This window comes from Streptomyces sp. NPDC048416 (assembly GCF_043200435.1).
Taxonomy (GTDB): Bacteria; Actinomycetota; Actinomycetes; order Streptomycetales; family Streptomycetaceae; genus Streptomyces.
In genome coordinates this window covers 41,334-61,352 of sequence record NZ_JBICXU010000023.1, presented here as the reverse complement: position 1 = coordinate 61,352, position 20,019 = coordinate 41,334, and the positions used below count along the sequence as shown (strand labels likewise).

Sequence of the window (20,019 nt, the reverse complement as noted above, 5' to 3'; positions counted from 1 at the left end):
AGATGGTCTGAGGGGGGTCCCGGGGAAGACGGGGGCTCTTAGCGAGCCCCCGTCAGACCCGTCAGACCTCTTCGACGCTGCTCGGCTCGCGCCGGGACAGGTCGATACCGAGCTCCTCCGCAGCGCGGAAGACGTCCTCGTCCGTGTCGCGCATCTCGATGGACATGCCGTCCGAGGACAGCACCTCCACGTTGAGGCAGAGCGACTGCATTTCCTTGATGAGCACCTTGAAGGACTCGGGAATGCCGGGCTCAGGAATGTTCTCGCCCTTGACGATGGCCTCGTAGACCTTCACGCGGCCGGTCACGTCGTCGGACTTGATGGTCAGCAGCTCCTGGAGTGCGTACGCGGCGCCATATGCCTCCAGCGCCCACACCTCCATCTCACCGAAGCGCTGGCCACCGAACTGGGCCTTACCACCCAGCGGCTGCTGGGTGATCATCGAGTACGGACCGGTCGACCGGGCGTGGAGCTTGTCGTCGACCAGGTGGTGCAGCTTGAGGATGTACATGTACCCGATCGAGATCGGGTCCGGGAACGGCTCGCCGGAGCGGCCGTCGAACAGGTTGGCCTTGCCCGAGGGCTGGACCAGACGGTCGCCGTCGCGGTTGGGGATCGTGGCCTCGAAGAGGCCGGTGATCTCGTCCTCGCGGGCGCCGTCGAACACCGGGGTGGCGACGTTGGTGCCGGCGGCGACCTGGTCGGCGCCGATCGCCTGAAGGCGCTGCGCCCAGTCGTCGGCCAGACCGGAGACGTCCCAGCCGCGGCTGGCGAGCCAGCCGAGGTGGATCTCCAGGACCTGCCCCGGGTTCATTCGGGACGGGACACCGAGCGGGTTGAGGATGATGTCGACCGGGGTGCCGTCCTCCAGGAACGGCATGTCCTCGATCGGCAGGATCTTCGAGATGACACCCTTGTTGCCGTGACGGCCGGCCAGCTTGTCGCCGTCCGTGATCTTGCGCTTCTGCGCCACGTAGACACGAACCAGCTGGTTCACGCCCGGCGGCAGCTCGTCGCCCTCTTCACGGTCGAAGACGCGGACGCCGATGACCTTGCCGGTCTCGCCGTGCGGCACCTTCAGCGAGGTGTCACGCACCTCGCGGGCCTTCTCACCGAAGATCGCGCGCAGCAGGCGCTCCTCCGGCGTCAGCTCGGTCTCACCCTTGGGCGTGACCTTGCCGACGAGGATGTCGCCGGCGACGACCTCGGCACCGATCCGGATGATGCCGCGCTCGTCGAGGTCGGCAAGGACCTCTTCGGAGACGTTCGGGATGTCCCGGGTGATCTCCTCCGGGCCGAGCTTGGTGTCACGGGCGTCGACCTCGTGCTCCTCGATGTGGATCGAGGAGAGGACGTCGTCCTGCACGAGGCGCTGCGACAGGATGATCGCGTCCTCGTAGTTGTGACCCTCCCACGGCATGAACGCCACGAGCAGGTTCTTGCCCAGCGCCATCTCACCCTCGCGGGTGGCGGGACCGTCGGCCAGGACCTGGCCCTCGATCACGCGGGCGCCCTCGTCGACGACAACCTTCTGGTTGACCGAGGTGCCCTGGTTGGAGCGGGAGAACTTGGCGATCCGGTACGTGGTGTACGTGCCGTCGTCGTTGGCGACGGTGATGTAGTCCGCGGAGACCTCCTGGACGACACCCGCCTTCTCCGCCTTGATGACGTCACCGGCGTCGACCGCGCAGCGGTACTCCATGCCGGTGCCGACGAGCGGCGCCTCGGACGTGATCAGCGGCACGGCCTGACGCATCATGTTCGCGCCCATGAGGGCACGGTTGGCGTCGTCGTGCTCGAGGAACGGGATCATGGCGGTCGCGACCGACACCATCTGGCGCGGCGAGACGTCCATGTAGTCGACCTCGGTGCCGGGCACGTAGTCGACCTCGCCGCCACGACGGCGGACCAGGACGCGCGGCTCGGTGAACCGCATCTCGTCACTGAGCGCGGCGTTGGCCTGCGCGATGACGAAGCGGTCCTCCTCGTCGGCGGTGACGTAGTCGACCTCGTCGGTGACCTGGCCGTCGACGACCTTGCGGTACGGCGTCTCGATGAAGCCGAACGCGTTGACGCGGCCGTACGAGGCGAGCGAACCGATCAGGCCGATGTTCGGGCCTTCCGGGGTCTCGATCGGGCACATGCGGCCGTAGTGCGAGGGGTGCACGTCACGGACCTCGAAGCCGGCCCGCTCACGGGAGAGACCACCCGGGCCAAGCGCCGACAGACGGCGCTTGTGGGTGAGACCCGACAGCGGGTTGTTCTGGTCCATGAACTGCGACAGCTGCGAGGTGCCGAAGAATTCCTTGATCGACGCCACGACCGGGCGGATGTTGATCAGGGTCTGCGGCGTGATCGCCTCGACGTCCTGGGTCGTCATGCGCTCACGCACGACGCGCTCCATACGAGCCAGACCCGTACGGACCTGGTTCTGGATGAGCTCGCCGACGTTGCGCAGACGACGGTTGCCGAAGTGGTCGATGTCGTCGGTCTCGACGACGATGTTCCGACCCGACTCGCCGACCGTCTCGGTCTCACCGGCGTGCAGCTTGACCAGGTACTTGATGGTCGCGATGACGTCGTCGGTGGTGAGCACGCCGGCGTCCAGCGGCTCATCCGCGCCGAGCTTCTTGTTCACCTTGTAGCGGCCGACCTTGGCGAGGTCGTAGCGCTTGGGGTTGAAGTAGAGGTTCTCGAGCAGCGTCTGAGCGGCCTCGCGCGTCGGCGGCTCGCCCGGACGCAGCTTGCGGTAGATGTCGAGCAGCGCGTCGTCCTGGCCCTGGGTGTGGTCCTTCTCCAGGGTGGCGCGCATCGACTCGTACTCGCCGAACTCCTCAAGGATCTGCTCGGTCGTCCAACCGAGAGCCTTGAGCAGGACGGTGACGGACTGCTTGCGCTTGCGGTCGATGCGGACACCGACCATGTCGCGCTTGTCGATCTCCATCTCGAGCCAGGCACCCCGGGACGGGATGATCTTGGCCGTGAAGATGTCCTTGTCGGACGTCTTGTCGATGTTGGAGTCGAAGTAGACACCCGGCGAGCGGACCAGCTGCGACACGACGACACGCTCGGTGCCGTTGATGACGAAGGTGCCCTTGTTGGTCATGAGCGGGAAGTCGCCCATGAAGACCGTCTGGGACTTGATCTCGCCGGTCTCGTTGTTGGTGAACTCGGCGGTGACGAAGAGCGGGGCCGCGAACGTGAAGTCGCGCTCCTTGCACTCGTCGATCGAGTTCTTCGGCGGCTCGAAGCGGTGGTCGCGGAAGGTCAGGGACATCGACCCGGAGAAGTCCTCGATCGGAGAGATCTCTTCGAAGATCTCCTCCAGACCGGACTTGGTGGGGACGTCCTGTCCGCTCTCGAGAGCGGCCTCGACGCGAGACTTCCAAGCGGCATTGCCGAGCAGCCAGTCAAAGCTCTCGGTCTGCAGCGCAAGAAGGTTCGGAACCTCAAGAGGCTCCTTGATCTTTGCAAAGGAGATGCGCAGCGGGGCGGTGCTGGCGCCGTTGTTCGTATTGGCGGTCGAGGCGTTGCGCGAGGCGGCCAAGAGGGGGTCCTTCCGAGGGCTCGGACTCACTACGCGCGTACCGGTCCCACGTGGGCACAGAGAGAGACGTTTCCCGATCTGACCGAAGACGGCCGGGCCGGGGCGGTTCCATCAAAGATGCTCAAGCGAGGGCATGCCCCTGGTGACGGGCAGGGGACAGCTAACAGGCAGCGCAAAGGGACAGTGTAGCCACTCGGCTCACTGATGTCCAGGGCGGATTTTTCGACACCCGCGTTGCTCTTCTCAAGTACCTCGGTACCTCGGTCGGCCGTGCGCCGCGCAGACGCAGATTAGTACTGCCCTCTTCGCCGTCGATCCATGCCTCGGATGCGGATCGTTGTGACGACGCGTCCTGAGAATTGCGCGCTGCGTGCGGTTCGTCAAGACCCCTCCGCTCCCCGGAGATCGCCGCGGGAGCCGTTGCGGGGCCTGCGCCTGCGTTCTCGCCGAGCAGACGGCGAAGATCACCATACTCCCCGAGGGGCCCCGTGCAAGGCAGGCGTCGCGGGTACGCCGAAGGGCGACCACCCGGATGGGTGATCGCCCTTGGCGGTGCCCAGCGGCGCGCGAGCGCGCCTGCCGGGCGGGTGCGGGACCCGTTGGGACCCGCGAGGTGTTACTTGACCTCGACGGAGGCGCCGGCGCCCTTGAGGGACTCGGCAGCCTTCTCCGCGGCCTCCTTGGCGACCTTCTCCAGGACGGGCTTCGGAGCGCCGTCGACGAGGTCCTTGGCCTCCTTCAGACCCAGGGAGGTGAGCTCGCGCACGACCTTGATGACCTGGATCTTCTTGTCGCCGGCACCGGTGAGGATGACGTCGAACTCGTCCTGCTCCTCGACGGCCTCAACGGCGCCGGGGCCCGCGGGGCCGGCAACGGCGACGGCCGCGGCGGCGGTGACGTCGAACTTCTCCTCGAAGGCCTTCACGAACTCGGAGAGCTCGATGAGGGTCATCTCCTCGAACTGGGCGAGCAGGTCTTCCTGGCTGAGCTTCGCCATGATGGGCGATCCTTCCACTAATTCGGCGGGTGCCGGATGTACATGTAGGCGGGCGTACGTTCGGCCCGCTGCGACCGTCGCCCTAGCGGGCCACGATCAATGCGCGAGCCGAATTACTCGGCACCGCCCTGCTCGGCGAGCTTGACGCGAAGCGCTTCCGCGGTGCGGACGAACTTCGACGGCAGCGCCTGGAAGAGCGAGGCAGCCTGAGACTGCTTGCCCTTGAACGCGCCGGCCAGCTTGCTGAGCAGAACCTCGCGGGACTCGAGGTCCGCGAGCTGCTTGATCTCATCGGCGGACAGCGCCTTGCCATCAAGGACACCGCCCTTGATGATCAGGTTCGGGTTCTCCTTGGCGAAGTCACGAAGACCCTTCGCCGACGTCACCGGGTCACCGGTGATGAAGGCAACCGCCGTCGGACCAGTGAACTGGTCGTCCAGCGACGTGATCCCGGCCTCGTTGGCCGCAATCTTGGTCAGCGTGTTCTTCACCACGGCGTACTGGGCGTTCTCACCGAGCGAACGACGCAGCGTCTTGAGCTGCGCCACGGTGAGACCCCGGTACTCGGTCAGCACGGCGGCGTTCGAGCTGCGGAACTGGTCCGCGAGCTCGGCTACCGCGGCAGCCTTGTCGGGCCTTGCCATAGAGCGTCGGCCTCCTTCCGGGTGATGAGGACCGCTCAGAAGGGGCTGAACAATACGAAACGCCCCGGCGCAGGCGCACGGGGCGTAGCTCAACCAGAATGAATCCTGGGAACTTTCCACGGTCACCTGCGCGGGTCGTCCGCATTGAGCGGATCCTTCGGCCACCGCCCCCTCGAATGAAGGCACGGCAACGACCAGCGGTCTTTGGCTTCTGGTGAAGCGTACGGTACGGCGTCCGTGTCAAGCAAATCCGCTCGTACGGACCTGGTGAAGCCCTGTCAGGCGCTCTTGCCTGCGCCTGCGCCGGCGCCCTTCATCATGTCGGCGAAGTCGAACATCTCGTTCTCCGACGGAGCACTGACCGCGACCTTGGCGCCATAGTCCGAGTAGTGCGCCTTCATGGTCATCCTGCCCATCGGGACGTCGATGCCGACGTTCGTCTGGACCGGGTAGCCGTCCTTGTTGATCCAGAGCTCGGTGTCGTAGCCCGTGATACCGCCCTTCTTCGCGGTGTCGATCAACTTCTGGCGGTCCTGGGCGGACATGCCGTCGAGCGTCTGGTTGCCGGCGGCCATCTCGTCGATGCTGAGGGTGCCCTTGTAGTGCTCGGCAGGGGCGCCGTCGATCTGCTCGGTACCGAGGTGCTTCACGTTCGGCGAGCTCGTCAGGAGCGCGAGCTGCTGGGCCGGGTCCTGCTTCTGGGCGCCCCCGGCCAGCGTCGTGGTGGCACCCTGGGTGGCGCCCCCGGCTGCGGCCATGGCGCCGAGGTCCATCTTCATCCAGTGCTTGCCGTCCATCTCCTTGGCCACCGCGGCGCCCATGTCCATGTACATGACGTTGTCCAGCTGGACCACATGGATCTTGTTCAGGAGGCCTGGTTCGGTCTGGGTGAGGGCCGGACCGCCCATAGTCATGTCCATCGCGGCCGGGTCCCAGGACTGGACGCCGGACATTTCCATGTCGCCGCCGACGACACCCGGAGCGACCTGGGTCCCACTCGGGATCGACATCTTCATGGTGAACCTGGCCGACTTGGCCGCCGAGGTCTTCTTGTAAGCCGCCTGGAGCGCCGTGCGAGCCGCCTTCGGGCTCGGCTCCTGGGCGCCCTTCTTGGAATCCCCTCCGCTCTGACACGCGGAGGCCCCCGCCACCAGTACCGCGACCGCTGCCAGGGATATACCGGCGCGCTTGACCGACCTGCTCATGTTGTCCCCACCCCATTGACTCAACTACGACGAGATCTTCACAACCGTAGCTCAGGACGCTGACAGGCCGACCACAAAAAACCGGCCCCCGCGCCTCTGACGAGGTGCGGGGGCCGGTCTCGGTACGCGGCGTACGTCTCCGTACGCGAACCCGCGACTGCCGGTGATCCGGGGGATCAGACGGCGGCCGGGTCCTCCTCGACGAGGAGGTTGCGGGTGCGGTTCTGGTCCAGGGTGATACCGGGGCCCATCGTGGTGGTGATGGTCGCCTTCTTGATGTACCGGCCCTTGGCGGCGGACGGCTTCAGACGAAGGATCTCGTCCAGGGCCGCACCGTAGTTCTCCACCAGCTTGGTGTCGTCGAAGGACACCTTGCCGATGATGAAGTGCAGGTTCGAGTGCTTGTCGACGCGGAACTCGATCTTGCCGCCCTTGATCTCCTCGACCGCCTTGGCGACGTCGGGGGTGACCGTGCCGGTCTTCGGGTTCGGCATCAGACCACGGGGACCGAGCACGCGGCCGAGGCGGCCGACCTTGCCCATGAGGTCCGGGGTGGAGACGACGGCGTCGAAGTCCAGACGGCCCTTCGCAACCTCGTCGATGAGCTCGTCGGAGCCGACGATGTCGGCGCCCGCGGCAAGCGCGGCCTCGGCACGGTCGCCGGTCGCGAAGACCAGGACCCGGGCGGTCTTACCGGTGCCGTGCGGGAGGTTCACGGTGCCACGGACCATCTGGTCGGCCTTGCGCGGGTCGACACCCAGGCGGAAGGCGACCTCGACGGTGCCGTCGAACTTGGTCGTGGAGGTCTCCTTGGCGAGACGGACCGCTTCGAGCGGCGCGTACAGCTTGTCCGCGTCGATCTTGGCGTCCGCAGCGCGGAGAGTCTTGCTGCGCTTCACTTCTGCTCCTGTATGGAGTAACACCATGCGGCTGACGCCGCGTGGCAGGCATGGAGTCGTGGTGCGGGCCAGCGCTTGGCCCTACCACTGGAGGTCAAACGGGGGTGAGCTGAGATCAGCCCTCGACCGTGATGCCCATGGAACGGGCGGTGCCAGCGATGATCTTCGACGCGGCGTCGAGGTCGTTGGCGTTCAGGTCGGCCAGCTTCGTCGTGGCGATCTCGCGAACCTGGGCCTGCGTGATCTTGGCGACCTTGGTCTTGTGGGGCTCGCCGGAGCCCTTCTCGACACCAGCGGCCTTGAGGATCATCTTCGCGGCCGGCGGCGTCTTGGTGATGAAGGTGAAGGAGCGGTCTTCGTAGACCGTGATCTCCACCGGGATCACCCAGCCACGCTGCGACTCGGTCGCGGCGTTGTAGGCCTTGCAGAACTCCATGATGTTGACGCCGTGCTGGCCCAGCGCGGGACCGACCGGCGGAGCCGGGTTCGCCGCACCGGCGTTGATCTGGAGCTTGATAAGCCCCGTGACCTTCTTCTTCTTGGGAGGCATTGCTCTCTCCGGGTCCTAGTGAGAGTGAACCGCCTTCATCCGATCAACCGGATGGAGGCATACCGCACAACGATAACGGGTATAGCTGCGCGGCTAAAAACCGAGCAGGTCAGAGGGGCTGTGACAGCCTCTCTGACCTGCTCGGAAGTGCTGGTTCCAGAAGTGGTCGGCCGTGCGGCCCTAGTTCTTCTGGATCTGGTCGAAGCTGAGCTCGACCGGGGTCTCGCGACCGAAGATCTCGACGAGACCCTTGACCTTCTTCGAGTCGGCGTTGATCTCGTTGATGGTCGCCTGAAGCGTCGCGAACGGGCCGTCGGTGACGGTGACCGAGTCGCCCACCTCGAAGTCGAGCACCTGGACCTCGACCTTGCGCTGCGGCGCCGGCTTGCCCTCGGCCTCGGCTGCCTCGCGGGCGGCCTTCTCCTCGGCCTCGGGGGCGAGCATCTTGACGATCTCGTCCAGCGTCAGCGGGTACGGGTCGTAGGCGTTGCCCACGAAGCCGGTGACACCGGGGGTGTTGCGGACGACGCCCCACGACTCGTTCGTCAGATCCATGCGGACGAGAACGTAACCGGGCAGCTTGTTCTGCCGGACGTTCTTGCGCTCGCCGTTCTTGATCTGGACGATCTCCTCTTCGGGGACCTCGGCCTGGTAGATGAACTCCTCGACGTTCAGCGAGACGGCACGCTGTTCGAGGTTGGCCTTGACGCGCTTCTCGTAACCGGCGTACGTGTGGATGACGTACCACTCGCCGGGCAGGAAGCGGAGCTCCTGGCGCAGGGCCTCGACCGGGTCGACCGGGGCGGCGGGCTCCGCCGGCTCCTCGGCCTCGTCGGACGCCGCGTCCTCGTCGGAGTCGGTGGGCTCGTCGGAGTCGGTGGACTCCTCGTCGGTCTCGGCGGCGGCGTCCTCGTCGGAAGCCTCGTCGTCGGCGGTGTCGCTCGCCTCGGCGGCCTCGGGCTCTTCGGCCTCGGCGTCGTCGGACTCGACGTGCAGGGCAGCCTCTTCGGCCGCCTCGCCCGCAGCGGCGTCGGCAGCCTCGGCCTCGTCCTCGTCGGCCGCCTCGATGATGTCGAGCTCGTCCTCGACGGACTCGACCGACTCGGAGGCGTCGTTCAGGTTCGGGTCAGACACGGTGGCTGCTTCTTCCTGGCTACAGATGGGGTGGAACATGCGAAAGGGGCGCCAAAAGGGGCGCCCTTCGCGGATCAGCCGAAGACGTACTTGACTACCTGCGAGAAGCCGGAGTCAATCAACGTCACGATGCCAATCATGATGACGACGAACACGATCACCACGGAGGTGTACGTCGTCAGCTGGCTGCGTGTCGGCCAGACAACTTTACGGAGTTCGGCGACGACCTGCCGGTAGAAGAGCGCGAGACGGCCCAGAGGGCCCTTCTTTCCGCGCTTACCGCCCTTGCGGGCCTTCTTCTTCGAATCCTTGGACTCCGCTGCCTCGTCCTGGGCATCAGGCATGTCGATGGAGCCCACGGCGTCCGTCACGCTTCTCACCTGATTCCGGGTCATGGCCGTGCCGCGCCCGGTGGAGCCGCACGGCGGTGCATTGAAGTACGTACATGCGCACACACCCTGGCGAAGGTGTGTGTAGCAGGGCCGGAGGGACTTGAACCCCCAACCGCTGGTTTTGGAGACCAGTGCTCTACCAATTGAGCTACGACCCTTTGTGGTTCCCCCAACCTACCGCATGTGGTGGTGTGGTCGGTGAGGGCCAACAGGCAGTGAGTGTACGTGGTCGGCGGCCCGGCGTCGAACAGCTTCCCCCCGGACACCCCCGGTCACCCCCGGCCGCCCCCTCACGGCCCGCCTCCCCGCCAACGCCGCAACACCGCCGCTCCACGGCTGCCCCGCCGCTGCCCCACCATGGTTTCGAAGGCGGCTCGGACGCCTGTCCACACGCTGACCGGTCCGTGAAACGCGGGTGCTCCGGCCGCGGGGGGTCTGGGAGCATGGCCCGCATGAGCGCTGCAACTCCCTCGTCCTCCTCCCCCACCGAGCGCCGGGTCTCCGCGCGCATCGGCGCCATCTCCGAGTCCGCGACCCTCGCCGTCGACGCCAAGGCCAAGGCCCTCAAGGCCGCCGGGCGTCCGGTGATCGGCTTCGGCGCGGGCGAGCCCGACTTCCCGACGCCCGACTACATCGTCGAGGCCGCCGTCGAGGCCTGCCGTAACCCGAAGTACCACCGCTACACGCCGGCGGGGGGCCTGCCCGAGCTGAAGGCCGCGATCGCCGCCAAGACGCTGCGCGACTCCGGGTACGAGGTCGACGCCTCCCAGGTCCTGGTGACCAACGGCGGCAAGCAGGCGATCTACGAGGCCTTCGCCGCGATCCTCGACCCGGGCGACGAGGTCATCGTCCCGGCGCCGTACTGGACCACCTACCCCGAGTCGATCCGGCTCGCGGGCGGTGTCCCGGTGGACGTCGTGGCCGACGAGACGACCGGCTACCGGGTCTCGGTGGAGCAGCTGGAGGCGGCCCGCACCGAGCGTACGAAGGTCGTCCTGTTCGTCTCGCCGTCCAACCCGACGGGCGCCGTCTACAGCGAGGCCGACGCCGAGGCGATCGGGCGCTGGGCCGTCGAGCACGGCCTGTGGGTGATGACGGACGAGATCTACGAGCACCTGGTGTACGGCAGCGCCGCGTTCACCTCGCTGCCCGCGATCGTGCCCGAGCTGCGCGACAAGTGCATCGTGGTCAACGGTGTCGCCAAGACCTTCGCGATGACCGGCTGGCGGGTGGGGTGGATCATCGGCCCGAAGGACGTCGTGAAGGCCGCGACCAACCTCCAGTCGCACGCCACGTCCAACGTGTCCAACGTCGCGCAGATCGCCGCGCTGGCCGCCGTCTCCGGCAACCTGGACGCGGTCGCGACGATGCGGGAGTCCTTCGACCGGCGCCGCCAGACCATGGTGCGCATGCTGAGCGAGATCGAGGGCGTGGTCTGCCCGACGCCCGAGGGCGCGTTCTACGCCTACCCGTCGGTCAAGGGCCTGCTCGGCAAGGAGATCCGCGGCAAGCGCCCGGCGACCTCCACGGAGCTCGCCGCGCTCATCCTGGACGAGACCGAGGTCGCGGTCGTCCCGGGCGAGGCCTTCGGCACCCCGGGCTACCTGCGGCTCTCGTACGCGCTCGGCGACGAGGACCTGGTCGAGGGTGTCTCGCGGATCCAGAAGCTGCTGGCGGAGGCCAGGGACTGAGTTCCGATCCGCTCGCGGCAGGGTCACCTCCACTTTCTGGTAGGTGGCCCTGTTCCGTTTCTGTGTACGAGCGGGACCACCTTCAGGGAAAGCCCTACCGGTGTGGCGGGGGCGTGCGGCAGGATCTTGGGATGGAGCACGTACGTGATGTCTCTGCACTGCCGAAGGCCCATCTGCATCTGCACTTCACCGGGTCCATGCGGCCCTCGACCCTGCTGGAGCTCGCCGACAAGTACGGCGTACGGCTGCCCGACGCGCTGACCGGCGCGGAGCCGCCGAAGCTGCGGGCCACCGACGAGCGCGGCTGGTTCCGCTTCCAGCGCCTCTACGACACGGCCCGGTCGTGTCTGCGGGCCCCCGAGGACATCCAGCGCCTGGTGCGCGAGGCCGCCGAGGAGGACGTCAAGGACGGCTCCGGCTGGCTGGAGATCCAGGTCGACCCGACCTCGTACGCCCCGCTGCTGGGCGGGCTCATCCCGGCCCTTGAGATCATCCTGGACGCGGTCGACTCGGCGTCGCGCGAGACCGGGCTCGGCATGCGCGTCGTGGTCGCGGCGAACCGCATGAAGCACCCCCTCGACGCGCGCACCCTGGCCCGGCTCGCGGTGCGCTACGCCGATCGCGGGGTCGTCGGCTTCGGCCTCTCCAACGACGAACGCCGGGGCATGGCGCGGGACTTCGACCGCGCCTTCGCGATCGCCCGCGAGGGCGGTCTGCTCGCGGCGCCGCACGGAGGCGAGCTGTCCGGCCCGTCCTCCGTACGCGACTGCCTCGACGACCTGCACGCGCAGCGGGTCGGGCACGGGGTGCGGGCGGCGGAGGACCCCCGCCTCCTGCGCCGCCTCGCCGAGAAGGGCATCACCTGCGAGGTCTGCCCCGCGTCCAACGTCGCGCTCGGCGTCTACGAGAAGCCGCAGGACGTGCCGCTGCGGGTGCTGTACGACGCCGGGGTCCCGATGGCCCTGGGGGCGGACGACCCCCTCCTGTTCGGCTCGCGCCTGGCGGCCCAGTACGAGATCGCCCGCCACGACCACGGCTTCACCGACCCCGAACTGGCCGAACTGGCCCGCCAGTCCATCCGCGCGTCGGCTGCGCCGGCGGGGGTGCGGGAGGGGCTTCTGGCGGGGGTGGACCGGTGGCTAACCCCTTGACCGCGCCACGGCAACCGGGGCTGTCCGCGCCGGGTGCCCTACAGGGGCGCGGGGAACTGCGCGAGTGCCCCAGCACGGTCCGCACCCGAATGCGGCGGGGTCACTGGGGCTCCGCCCCAGACCCCTACGCGCCTTAAGGGCGCTCGTCCTCAAACGCCGGACGGGCTGAAGATGCGCACGCCACCCTGCATCGCATAGTCAGGGGCGAGGGGAACTGCGCGAGACCCGGACACAACCCGCAGGCGAAGGCGGGGGCGCCCAGGGGATGCGCATGCCGCCCAGCACCAGTCCCACCAAGGGGCGCGGGGAACTGCGCGAGACCCGGACACAACCCGCAGGCGAAGGCGGGGGCGCCCAGGGGATGCGCATGCCGCCCGGCACCAGTACCGCCAAGGGGCGCGAGGAACGGCGCGGACGCTGGGGGCCGGCCGCTACGCGACCCCCCGCAGGACCGTCCGCGCGACGGCCCGCGCGAAATCGTCCAGCCCCTGCGGCGGCACCCCGCCCGGCGTCATGTCGTACGCGAACGCCCGCTGAGCGCACGCGCCGAGCAGCAGACACGCGCCCGCGTACGTGTCCGCGTCCGCCCCGACCCGCCCCGCTCGCTGCTCCGCACGGAGATACGCGTCCACCCCCTCGATCGGCACATGCGGGCCGGACCCCAGTTCCCGCAGGGCCTCGTCGTGGCGGCGCTTGAGCTGGGGGTCCGCGTACAGCGACGCCGCGATCGGGAAGCTCTCCGCGTAGAACAACGCCGCCTGGCGGGCGATCTCCGTCAGGTTCTCCTCGACCGAGCGCTCCCCCGGCTCCGCCGCAAGCCGCTCGACCAGCGGCCCCAGCTTGGGCAGCCGCTCCTTGAGGACCGTCACGAACAGGTCCTCCTTGCTGGCGAAGTGCTTGTAGAGCGCCGCCTCCGAACACCCCGCCGCCTTGGCGATCTCCTTCGTCGTGGCGCGGGCGAGCCCGATGGTGTGCATCAGCCGATGCGCGGCGTCGACGATGCGGACGCGGGCGGGCGGCGGCGAGGGCGACGGCGACCGCGACGGCACCTGCATGTGTGCTCCAAAAGGCTTGACGCGTGGGTGAGTACGTACCCACTCTAGGGGTGAGTGAATACTTACCCACCCCAGGAGGGCGCAGCATGAGGCTCACGGTTTTCGGTGCCACGGGCGGCATCGGACAGGAAATCGTCCAACAGGCCCTCGCTTCGGGGCACGAGGTCACGGCCGTGGTGCGCGACCCGGCGCGGTTCGCCGTGACCGGCGCGGGGCTCAGCGTCTTCCGGGCCGACCTGACCGACCCCGGGGCGCTGCGCGAGGCGGTCGCCGGGCGGCACGCGGTGCTGTCGGGGCTGGGCGCCCGCAAGCGATCGGACGCCGGGATCACGACCCCGCTCACCCGGTCGGTGCTCACCGCGATGGAGGCCGAGGGGACCCGGCGGATCGTCGTGGTGAGCGCGGCGCCGGTCGGGCCCGAGGCACCCGGCGACGGGCTGCTCGACCGGGGCATGCGGTCCATGATCAGCGCGATCCTGAAGGACGTGTACGTCGATCTGCGGGCCATGGAGGCCGAGTTGGCGGCCGGCGCCACGGACTGGACGTCCGTACGGCCGCCCAAACTGACCGACAAGCCGCTCACCGGGACCTACCGCCGGGTCGTCGGCGGCAATCCCAGGGCCGGGCGGACCATCGCCCGGGCGGATGTGGCCCACGCGATGCTGGCGTGCGTCGACGATCCGGCCACGGTCAAGCAGGGGGTGGGAGTGGCGTACTGAGCGGGGCGTGGGTGGTGGGAGCGGGCGAACGGGAGCGTCACGGGGCGCTTCCCTTCGGGCCCGTCAGATCTCCACGCCGACAGCCACCGGCTCGTTGACCAGCGTCACCCCGAAGGCCCGCTCGACGCCCGCGACCACCTCACGGGCGAGCGCCAGCAGGTCCTCGGTGGTGGCGCCGCCGCGGTTCGTGAGCGCGAGGGTGTGCTTCGAGGAGATGCGCGCCGGGCCGCTTCCGTACCCCTTGCAGAAGCCCGCCTTGTCGATCAGCCAGGCGGCGGACGTCTTGGTGTGCCCCTCGCCCGCGGGCCACGCGGGGGGAGCCACGTCGGCTCCCAGCCGCTCCTGGGCGCGGGCGAGGAAAGCCGCGTACGCCTCGTCGGGCAGGACCGGGTTGGTGAAGAACGAGCCGGCCGACCAGGTGTCGTGGTCCTCGGGGTCCAGCACCATGCCTTTACCGGCGCGCAGCTTCAGGACGGTCTCGCGGGCGGTCGCGGCGGGCACGCGCTCACCGGGCTCGACGCCGAGGGTGCGGGCGGTCTCGGCGTACTTGACGGGTGCGGAGAGGCCCCCGGCGTCCTCAAGACCGAACACGACGCGCAGGACGACGTAGCGGTCGGGGTGGCGCTTGAAGCGGCTGTGGCGGTACGAGAAGTCGCACTCGGCGTTGGTGAGGGTGACGGTGGTGCGGTCACGGCGGTCGTAGGCGACGACGTGCGTGATGGTGCTGGAGACTTCCTGGCCGTACGCCCCGACGTTCTGGATCGGGGTCGCGCCCGCGGAGCCCGGAATGCCGGCAAGGCACTCGATGCCGGCGAGGCCCGCCTCGACGCTGCGGGCCACGGCGTCGCTCCACACTTCACCGGCGGCGAGTTCGAGGCGGGTGCCGTCGAGGTCGAAGCCGCGGGTGGCGATGCGCAGGGCGGTTCCCGCGAAGCCCTTGTCCCCGATGAGCAGATTGCTGCCGCCGCCGATGACGAGCAGCGGCGTACCGGCGGCGTCGGCCTCACGGACGGCGTCGATGACCTCGGCGTCGGTGGTGGCCGTCACCAGGCGGTCCGCCGGGCCGCCGAGGCGGAGGGTGGTCAGGGGGGCGAGGGGGGCGTCGTGGAGTTCCTGCACGGGGTCCAGCGTACGGGGGTGGGGCGGGGCCGGGGGCGCGGGTCGGCCGCGGTCGGGTGCGGGCCCGTTTCGGGGGGCGCCGCCCTGCGGGCGGCCGTGCGGGCAGATGCGGCGGGCCGGGGCTGCGGCTTCGGCGGCACGGAGCGCGTCGTTGCGGGGTGGGGGGCGTGAACGCGGCGGGGTACTTCCTCATACGTCGCGCGGTTGTGCCCACCGAGAGGGCGCCCGGTATCGGCGCTCCTCCTTGCGGGGGCACCCCGCCGCGTCCCCACCCGACCGCATCACGTCCGCCCGCCGTCGCCATGCGTCGTACCGGCTCACACGGGTGCCGGAGCGCCGTTCTCAGGCCAGTCGCACTACGGCACGCGACATGCCGAGGACCTTCTGGCCCGCGCTCATCGCGATGAGGTCCACCCGGACCGTGCGCGCCTCGTCGTCCAGCTTCGCCGCCACCTTGGCGCTGACCTCGATCAGCGCGCCGGTGTCGTCGTTCGGGACCACGACCGGCTTGGTGAAGCGGACGCCGTACTCGGTGACCGCTCCCGGGTCGCCCACCCAGTCCGTGACCACGCGTACCGCCTGGGCCATCGTGAACATGCCGTGCGCGATGACGTCGGGCAGCCCGACCTCCTTCGCGAACTTCTCGTTCCAGTGGATCGGGTTGAAGTCGCCGGACGCGCCCGCGTACCGGACGAGCGTGGCGCGGGTCACGGGGAAGGACGCGGCCGGCAGCTCGGTGCCGGGCTCGACGTCCTCGTAACGGATCTTCGCGGTCATCTCAGGCCCCCTCGGCCGCTCGGGACACCAGCTTGGTCCAGGCGGTCACGACGTGTTCGCCCGCCTCGTCGTGGACCTCGCCCCGGATGTCCAGGATGTCGTTGCCCGCAAGGGACTTGATCGCCTCGATGGTCGAGGTGACGGTGAGCCGGTCGCCCGCACGGACGGGACGGCTGTACGCGAACCTCTGGTCGCCGTGCACCACCCGGCTGTAGTCCAGGCCCAGCTGCGGGTCCTCGATGACCTGGCCGGCGGCGGTGAACGTGATGGCGAACACAAAGGTCGGCGGCGCGATCACATCGGTGTGGCCCAGCGACTTGGCCACCTCCGGGTCGGTGTACGCGGGGTTGTCGTCCCCGACCGCCACGGCGAACTCGCGGATCTTCTCGCGGCCGACCTCGTACGGGTCGGTGGGCGGATAGGTCCGCCCCACGAAGGACTGGTCGAGCGCCATCGGCTGGCTACCTCCTGCGAATGAGGAACGGGAGTGTTGGTGTGATCAACGCCGAGAGGCCGCTCCCCGGTATGGGGAACGGCCTCTCGAACGAGCCTGAATGCCAGACGCCGTGATTAGCGGGTCTCGCGGTGCGCAGTGTGCGAGTTGCAGCGCGGGCAGTGCTTCTTCATCTCCAGTCGGTCCGGGTTGTTACGCCGGTTCTTCTTGGTGATGTAGTTCCGCTCCTTGCACTCCACGCAGGCCAGCGTGATCTTCGGGCGGACGTCGGTGGCAGCCACGTGAGTGCTCCTTGACGGACGGGTTGACGGATGAACGCATGAAAGAGTAGCCGATCGAAGGACCGACCCCACAATCGGCTACTGTGTGTAGCGGTGACCGGACTTGAACCGGTGACACAGCGATTATGAGCCGCTTGCTCTACCGACTGAGCTACACCGCTTTGACACGGAGTCCCTCACCCGAAGGTGAGGGCTTCCGCACCAGAGCCCCAATACGGAATCGAACCGTAGACCTTCTCCTTACCATGGAGACGCTCTACCGACTGAGCTATTGGGGCGAGCGAGGAAGACATTACACGCTCCCTCGCCGATCGCCCAAATCCGTTTCGTGCCGCCCCACCAGCGGTCTCCCGAGGGCCCGCCCCACCGGTCCCGTAGGCCACTCAGGGCCACACCGGTACGACTATTTCGCTCCTCCTCGATGCGCGGGTGGGGCGCCCCTAGGCTCGCCTCACGCTGCGTGATCATGCCCGCCCGAGCCCGATCACCCGAGCCCGATCAGGAGCGCGATGTCCGACAGCCACCAGCAGCCGGCCCACTCCCCCGGCACCGGCGAAGGCCCCGACCCGACCGCAGGCTCCTCGCTGCTGCTGTGCGGCGCCCTGCTGCCCGACGGGCGGAGCGTGGACGTGCGGCTCGGGGGCGGTCGCATCGAGGCGGTGGGCACCGCGGGCAGCCTCGCCGCGCACGGTGCCTCCCGGGTCGACCTCAACGGCTTCCTGCTGCTGCCCGCCCCCGTCGAGCCGCACGCCCACAGCGACACCGCCCTGACCGCGTTCAGCGCGGAGGGGCCCGTCTCGTACGCGGTCGAAGAGGTGCAGCGCCGGGCCACCGAGGCCGCGCTGCTCCAGCTCGGGCACGGAGCGACGGCGTTGCGCTCGCACGTACGCATCGACGAGGTGAGCGGTCTTGACCCGCTGGAGGCCGTGCTCCAGACCCGCCGTTCCCTGCGCGGCCTCACCGAGCTCGCGGTGGTCGCGGTGCCGCGCCTGCTCACCGGGGTGGCCGGCGCCGACGGGCTCGCCATGCTGCGTGACGCGGTCAAGATGGGCGCGTCCGTGGTGGGCGGCTGCCCCGACCTCGACGCCGACCCGGCCGGCTACGCGGAGGCCGTGCTCGAACTCGCCGCCGAGCACGGCTGCGCGGTCGACCTGCACACCGACGCCGCCGACCCGGCGCGCCTGGCCCGGCTCGCGGCCATGTCCGGCGGGCTGCGCCCCGGCGTCGTGATCGGACCGTGCGGGGGCCTGTCGCGGCTCCCGCGCGAGACCGCGGCCCGCGCCGCCGGCCAACTCGCCTCCGCCGGAGTCGCGGTGACCTGCCTCCCGCAGGGCGGCTGCGGCATGACGGATCGTCAATCCGTCGCGCCCGTACGCCTGTTGAGGTCCGCCGGGGTGCGCATCGCGGCCGGGAGCGGCGCGTTGCGCGACGTGTCCAACCCGGTCGGCCGCGGCGACCCCCTGGAGGCCGCCTACCTGCTCGCCTCCCAGGCCGGCCTGCGCCCGGAGGACGCGTACGCGGCGGTCAGCACGGTGGCCCGCGAGACGATGGGCCTGCCGGAGGTGCGCGTGGAGGCGGGCTTCCCCGCCGAACTGCTCGCCGTACGGGGCGAACGCATCGCGGGCGTCCTGTCGCTGGCCTACAGCCGCATCGTCATCCACCGGGGCCGGGTGGTGGCCCGCACGAGCGCGGTGCGCGAGTACTGCGACTCGGCCGCGGCCGTCGCACTCGACCTCCCCCGCCAGGGCCGCGCGGAGTCCGGGCGCACCGACCCCGGCTGACGGCCGGGCACACCGGGGGCAGGATCACCGCTCCGCCAGCGGGCCGCGGCATCTGCGCGTACCGTCGTGACCATGCGCATTGTCATCGCTGGAGGTCATGGTCAGATCGCGCTGCGGCTCGAGCGGTTGCTCGCCGCGCGCGGCGACGAGGTGGCGGGGATCATCCGCAGGCGCGAGCAGGCGGACGATCTGCGGGCGGCCGGCGCGGAGCCGGTGGTCCTCGACCTGGAATCGGCGACGGTGGACGCCGTCGCCGAGGTGCTGCGGGGCGCGGACGCGGTCGTCTTCGCGGCGGGCGCGGGCCCCGGCAGTGACGCCGCCCGCAAGGAGACCGTGGACCGCGCGGCGGCCGTCCTGTTCGCCGACGCGGCCGAACGGGCGGGCGTGCGCCGCTACGTCATCGTGTCGTCCATGGGCGCGAACGCCTCCCACACCGGTGACGGCGTCTTCGACGCCTATCTGCGCGCGAAGGGCGCCGCCGACGACGCCGTACGCTCCCGGGCGGCCCTGGACTGGACGGTCCTGCGGCCCGGATCGCTGACCGACGACGCGGGCAAGGGCCTGGTCTCGCTGGCCGCGTCGACGGGCCGCGGCCCCATCCCCCGCGACGACGTGGCCGCCGTGCTGGCCGAGCTCCTGGACACCCCTGCGACAGCGGGCCTGACCCTGGAACTGATCACCGGTTCGGCGCCGGTGGCGGTCGCGGTGAAGGGCGTGGCGGGCAACTGAGCCGACCGTCCCGGTCCCGCCGGGGCCCGGCAACGAAGAGACCCCGGGTGACCTTTGCAGGTCACCCGGGGTCTCACCCAGTGTGGCGGCGCCAGGATTCGAACCTGGGTAGGCAGAGCCGACGGATTTACAGTCCGTTCCCATTGGCCACTCGGGCACACCGCCATGGGATGTCGCCGCCGGTTTCCCGCTGTGAGGCGGTGCTCCGTGGCAACGACGTAAACGATACCTGATGCTCAGGGGTGCTTCGCCACCCCATTGATCAGCGCTGGGCCGGGCAGGGGATGGCTAGGCTTTGGGGCGGTGGTTCGGCAGTGGGGCCGGGTCGCCGCGCGTTCGGCCGCAGGGCTCGTGCGCACCCCGACACACCCCCGATCCAAGGAGCCACAGGACATGGCCGACTCCAGTTTCGACATCGTCTCCAAGGTCGAGCGGCAGGAGGTCGACAACGCCCTCAACCAGACCGTCAAGGAGATCTCGCAGCGCTACGACTTCAAGGGCACGGACGCCTCGATCGCGTGGTCCGGCGAGAAGATCCTCATGCAGGCGAACGGCGAGGAGCGCGTGAAGGCGATCCTCGACATCTTCCAGACCAAGCTGATCAAGCGCGGCATCTCCCTGAAGTCGCTGGACGCGGGTGAGCCGCAGCTGTCCGGCAAGGAGTACAAGATCTTCGCCTCCATCGAGGAGGGCATCTCCCAGGACAACGCCAAGAAGGTCGCCAAGGCCATCCGCGACGAGGGCCCCAAGGGCGTCAAGGCGCAGGTGCAGGGCGACGAGCTGCGCGTCTCGTCGAAGAGCCGCGACGACCTCCAGGCCGTCCAGACCCTGCTCAAGGGCAAGGACTTCGACTTCGCCATCCAGTTCGTGAACTACCGCTGACCCGCGTTCGCA

At 69.2% G+C, this 20,019-nt stretch carries 19 protein-coding genes and 4 tRNA genes; 6 read left to right on the top strand and 17 right to left on the bottom strand.

The annotated features are described in order from the left end of the window. Positions 1-61: 61 nt before the first annotated feature. From rpoB to ACGFW5_RS25275, 9 genes are all read right to left on the bottom strand, one after another. Positions 62-3,547, bottom strand: a complete 3,486-nt coding sequence (gene rpoB / locus ACGFW5_RS25315) for a DNA-directed RNA polymerase subunit beta (RefSeq protein ID WP_267055806.1) — start codon at positions 3,545-3,547, stop codon at positions 62-64. A 616-nt stretch (positions 3,548-4,163) separates the two neighbouring features. Next, positions 4,164-4,544: a 50S ribosomal protein L7/L12 gene (gene rplL / locus ACGFW5_RS25310; protein WP_393836584.1), complete on the bottom strand. Its 381-nt coding sequence runs from the start codon at positions 4,542-4,544 to the stop codon at positions 4,164-4,166. Between the two features lie 113 nt (positions 4,545-4,657). Next, positions 4,658-5,188, bottom strand: coding sequence for a 50S ribosomal protein L10 (gene rplJ, locus ACGFW5_RS25305; RefSeq protein ID WP_393836583.1), 531 nt, complete (start codon positions 5,186-5,188; stop codon positions 4,658-4,660). 278 nt (positions 5,189-5,466) lie between these two features. Beyond that, positions 5,467-6,393 carry a hypothetical protein gene (locus tag ACGFW5_RS25300; protein WP_393836582.1) on the bottom strand — a complete coding sequence of 309 codons (927 nt, stop codon included), beginning with the start codon at positions 6,391-6,393 and terminating at the stop codon, positions 5,467-5,469. Between the two features lie 176 nt (positions 6,394-6,569). Then, complete coding sequence (gene rplA / locus ACGFW5_RS25295; RefSeq protein WP_393836581.1) at positions 6,570-7,292, bottom strand: 50S ribosomal protein L1; 723 nt, start codon at positions 7,290-7,292, stop codon at positions 6,570-6,572. Between the two features lie 115 nt (positions 7,293-7,407). After that, on the bottom strand, positions 7,408-7,842 hold the full coding sequence (gene rplK, locus ACGFW5_RS25290) for a 50S ribosomal protein L11 (RefSeq protein ID WP_267055802.1): 435 nt from the start codon (positions 7,840-7,842) through the stop codon (positions 7,408-7,410). 180 nt (positions 7,843-8,022) lie between these two features. After that, on the bottom strand, positions 8,023-8,976 hold the full coding sequence (nusG, locus tag ACGFW5_RS25285; protein WP_393836580.1) for a transcription termination/antitermination protein NusG: 954 nt from the start codon (positions 8,974-8,976) through the stop codon (positions 8,023-8,025). Between the two features lie 74 nt (positions 8,977-9,050). Further along, a complete protein-coding gene (secE, locus tag ACGFW5_RS25280; RefSeq protein ID WP_053731183.1) occupies positions 9,051-9,347 on the bottom strand; it encodes a preprotein translocase subunit SecE in 297 nt (98 codons plus the stop codon). Positions 9,348-9,453: 106 nt separating this feature from the next. Continuing rightward, positions 9,454-9,526: transfer RNA gene (locus ACGFW5_RS25275), tRNA-Trp, on the bottom strand. A gap of 294 nt (positions 9,527-9,820) precedes the next feature. Here ACGFW5_RS25275 and ACGFW5_RS25270 point away from each other — a divergent pair. Together ACGFW5_RS25270 and ACGFW5_RS25265 are read left to right on the top strand one after the other, a co-directional pair. Continuing rightward, the gene (locus tag ACGFW5_RS25270; RefSeq protein ID WP_393836579.1) at positions 9,821-11,059 is read left to right on the top strand and encodes a pyridoxal phosphate-dependent aminotransferase; all 1,239 of its coding nucleotides are present in this window, start codon (positions 9,821-9,823) and stop codon (positions 11,057-11,059) included. Between the two features lie 131 nt (positions 11,060-11,190). Continuing rightward, positions 11,191-12,210 (top strand): adenosine deaminase, encoded by a 1,020-nt coding sequence (locus ACGFW5_RS25265; RefSeq protein ID WP_393836578.1) that lies wholly within the window; start codon positions 11,191-11,193, stop codon positions 12,208-12,210. A gap of 431 nt (positions 12,211-12,641) precedes the next feature. On the opposite strand, the gene ACGFW5_RS25260 is transcribed toward ACGFW5_RS25265, so the two are convergent. Then, positions 12,642-13,265, bottom strand: a complete 624-nt coding sequence (locus ACGFW5_RS25260) for a TetR/AcrR family transcriptional regulator (RefSeq protein WP_393836577.1) — start codon at positions 13,263-13,265, stop codon at positions 12,642-12,644. 86 nt (positions 13,266-13,351) lie between these two features. Here ACGFW5_RS25260 and ACGFW5_RS25255 point away from each other — a divergent pair, with 86 nt between their 5' ends. Continuing rightward, positions 13,352-13,984, top strand: coding sequence for an NAD(P)-dependent oxidoreductase (locus tag ACGFW5_RS25255; protein ID WP_393836576.1), 633 nt, complete (start codon positions 13,352-13,354; stop codon positions 13,982-13,984). Between the two features lie 63 nt (positions 13,985-14,047). On the opposite strand, the gene ACGFW5_RS25250 is transcribed toward ACGFW5_RS25255, so the two are convergent. The 6 genes from ACGFW5_RS25250 to ACGFW5_RS25225 form a co-directional block, all read right to left on the bottom strand. Next, positions 14,048-15,103, bottom strand: a complete 1,056-nt coding sequence (locus tag ACGFW5_RS25250; protein ID WP_393836575.1) for a UDP-N-acetylmuramate dehydrogenase — start codon at positions 15,101-15,103, stop codon at positions 14,048-14,050. A 342-nt stretch (positions 15,104-15,445) separates the two neighbouring features. Further along, the gene (locus ACGFW5_RS25245) at positions 15,446-15,880 is read right to left on the bottom strand and encodes a MaoC family dehydratase (protein ID WP_393836574.1); all 435 of its coding nucleotides are present in this window, start codon (positions 15,878-15,880) and stop codon (positions 15,446-15,448) included. Between the two features lies 1 nt (position 15,881). Next, positions 15,882-16,334: a MaoC family dehydratase N-terminal domain-containing protein gene (locus tag ACGFW5_RS25240; RefSeq protein WP_393836573.1), complete on the bottom strand. Its 453-nt coding sequence runs from the start codon at positions 16,332-16,334 to the stop codon at positions 15,882-15,884. A gap of 116 nt (positions 16,335-16,450) precedes the next feature. Beyond that, positions 16,451-16,615: a 50S ribosomal protein L33 gene (gene rpmG / locus ACGFW5_RS25235; protein ID WP_003956487.1), complete on the bottom strand. Its 165-nt coding sequence runs from the start codon at positions 16,613-16,615 to the stop codon at positions 16,451-16,453. An 88-nt stretch (positions 16,616-16,703) separates the two neighbouring features. Further along, a tRNA-Met gene (locus ACGFW5_RS25230) sits at positions 16,704-16,776 on the bottom strand. 44 nt (positions 16,777-16,820) lie between these two features. After that, positions 16,821-16,893: transfer RNA gene (locus ACGFW5_RS25225), tRNA-Thr, on the bottom strand. 231 nt (positions 16,894-17,124) lie between these two features. On the opposite strand from ACGFW5_RS25225, the gene ACGFW5_RS25220 reads away from it, so the two are divergent. Both ACGFW5_RS25220 and ACGFW5_RS25215 read left to right on the top strand, forming a co-directional pair. Further along, positions 17,125-18,396, top strand: a complete 1,272-nt coding sequence (locus ACGFW5_RS25220; RefSeq protein ID WP_393836572.1) for an amidohydrolase family protein — start codon at positions 17,125-17,127, stop codon at positions 18,394-18,396. Positions 18,397-18,468: 72 nt separating this feature from the next. Further along, entirely contained in the window at positions 18,469-19,125 is a 657-nt protein-coding gene (locus tag ACGFW5_RS25215; RefSeq protein WP_393836571.1) for an SDR family oxidoreductase, read from the top strand. A gap of 83 nt (positions 19,126-19,208) precedes the next feature. On the opposite strand, the gene ACGFW5_RS25210 is transcribed toward ACGFW5_RS25215, so the two are convergent. After that, positions 19,209-19,290: transfer RNA gene (locus ACGFW5_RS25210), tRNA-Tyr, on the bottom strand. A gap of 228 nt (positions 19,291-19,518) precedes the next feature. On the opposite strand from ACGFW5_RS25210, the gene ACGFW5_RS25205 reads away from it, so the two are divergent. Beyond that, entirely contained in the window at positions 19,519-20,007 is a 489-nt protein-coding gene (locus ACGFW5_RS25205; protein WP_393836570.1) for a YajQ family cyclic di-GMP-binding protein, read from the top strand. Positions 20,008-20,019 lie beyond the last annotated feature (12 nt).

Excerpts from the sequence above, each read along its gene's own strand:
- ACGFW5_RS25300 (WP_393836582.1), bottom strand. The coding sequence starts at position 6,393 with ATGAGCAGGTCGGTCAAGCGCGCCGGTATATCCCTGGCAGCGGTCGCG.
- rplL (WP_393836584.1), bottom strand. The coding sequence starts at position 4,544 with ATGGCGAAGCTCAGCCAGGAAGACCTGCTCGCCCAGTTCGAGGAGATG.
- rplJ (WP_393836583.1), bottom strand. The coding sequence starts at position 5,188 with ATGGCAAGGCCCGACAAGGCTGCCGCGGTAGCCGAGCTCGCGGACCAG.
- ACGFW5_RS25265 (WP_393836578.1), top strand. The coding sequence starts at position 11,191 with ATGGAGCACGTACGTGATGTCTCTGCACTGCCGAAGGCCCATCTGCAT.
- rplK (WP_267055802.1), bottom strand. The coding sequence starts at position 7,842 with ATGCCTCCCAAGAAGAAGAAGGTCACGGGGCTTATCAAGCTCCAGATC.
- ACGFW5_RS25270 (WP_393836579.1), top strand. The coding sequence starts at position 9,821 with ATGAGCGCTGCAACTCCCTCGTCCTCCTCCCCCACCGAGCGCCGGGTC.
- ACGFW5_RS25245 (WP_393836574.1), bottom strand. The coding sequence starts at position 15,880 with ATGACCGCGAAGATCCGTTACGAGGACGTCGAGCCCGGCACCGAGCTG.
- ACGFW5_RS25215 (WP_393836571.1), top strand. The coding sequence starts at position 18,469 with ATGCGCATTGTCATCGCTGGAGGTCATGGTCAGATCGCGCTGCGGCTC.
- ACGFW5_RS25220 (WP_393836572.1), top strand. The coding sequence starts at position 17,125 with ATGTCCGACAGCCACCAGCAGCCGGCCCACTCCCCCGGCACCGGCGAA.
- ACGFW5_RS25205 (WP_393836570.1), top strand. The coding sequence starts at position 19,519 with ATGGCCGACTCCAGTTTCGACATCGTCTCCAAGGTCGAGCGGCAGGAG.
- ACGFW5_RS25240 (WP_393836573.1), bottom strand. The coding sequence starts at position 16,334 with ATGGCGCTCGACCAGTCCTTCGTGGGGCGGACCTATCCGCCCACCGAC.
- ACGFW5_RS25255 (WP_393836576.1), top strand. The coding sequence starts at position 13,352 with ATGAGGCTCACGGTTTTCGGTGCCACGGGCGGCATCGGACAGGAAATC.
- ACGFW5_RS25260 (WP_393836577.1), bottom strand. The coding sequence starts at position 13,265 with ATGCAGGTGCCGTCGCGGTCGCCGTCGCCCTCGCCGCCGCCCGCCCGC.